1 protein-coding gene is annotated in these 995 nt (G+C 54.5%); it reads left to right on the top strand.

Translation table 11 applies throughout. From position 1 onward, the window contains the following. Window positions 1–781: SPASM domain-containing protein (locus A3A5_RS39295; protein WP_018312989.1), on the top strand; the 781-nt coding region annotated here is incomplete at its 5' end. Between the last annotated feature and the right edge of the window lie 214 nt (window positions 782–995).

Genomic DNA, 995 nt, shown 5'->3' with positions numbered 1-995 from the left:
CCTGAAGGTGCGCGCGCCAGTTCTCGACCCTACCGTGGCGGGACTCCAGCGGGCTAGGGACATTGTCGGATATGACTCCGTGTCGGCGCTGATGACCACGTCCCCAGCAAGCCTAAATCGGGTCAGGGACATCATCGACGAGTACGTCAAGCATGGCCTCAACGGCATCTTCTTGCGACACTTGTCTCCCTATGGCTTTGCCATGAAGACGAAGAGCTTCCAGGCATACAACGCCGAACGCTGGCTGCAGTTTTACAAGGAAGGGCTGGACTACATCTTGGAACTCAACAAGACCGGCCTGCCGTTTACCGAGTACTACTCCAGTCTCATTCTGACCAAGATGTTGACATCAAATGATCCTGGCTTCGTTGACTTGATGAATCCGGCAGGCGCAGGTATCGCCGCGGTGGTGTTCAATTACGACGGCGATGTGTACGCGTCGGACGAAAGCCGCATGCTCCGGGAAATGGGCGATACGACGTTCCGACTTGGGAACGTGCACGAGAACACCTACGAGCAGATCTTCACAAATGACGCTCTTCTCAGCGCGCTTGAAGACTCATTTACGGGTTCTGCACCTATGTGCAGCGATTGCGCCTTTGAGCCGTGGTGCGGAGCCGAGCCGGTCTTCCATCATGCGATGTATGGCGATGTCCTAGGTCGAAAGCCCGAATCTGAATTTTGCAGACGCATGATGGGCGTGACAAAACACTTGTTGGATATCATGCGTCGAGATGCTGAAGCAAAAGAAATCTTTATGCCGTGGGTGAACCGATGCTAACTCTCACAGGGCGCGTCATCTGGCAGGAAAAACGTACCACTCAGCGCCAGATATTGAGTCTGAGCACAAATCGTACCCTTCCCCAACCGCTACGCGGCGGCAAGGCTTTCCTAGTGTATCGTTCTGTTCTTGATGGAACTTATATGAATTCGGCGTCTCCAATGCCCACACTGCGACACAGCGTGGAGAGAGTGAGTGCGAGTTGCCCCCGAGA

Source organism: Cupriavidus sp. UYPR2.512 (genome assembly GCF_000379565.1).
Classification (GTDB): Bacteria; Pseudomonadota; Gammaproteobacteria; order Burkholderiales; family Burkholderiaceae; genus Cupriavidus.
The sequence above is the reverse complement of the archived record's forward strand: the minus strand, read 5'-3'. Positions and strand labels throughout refer to the sequence as shown.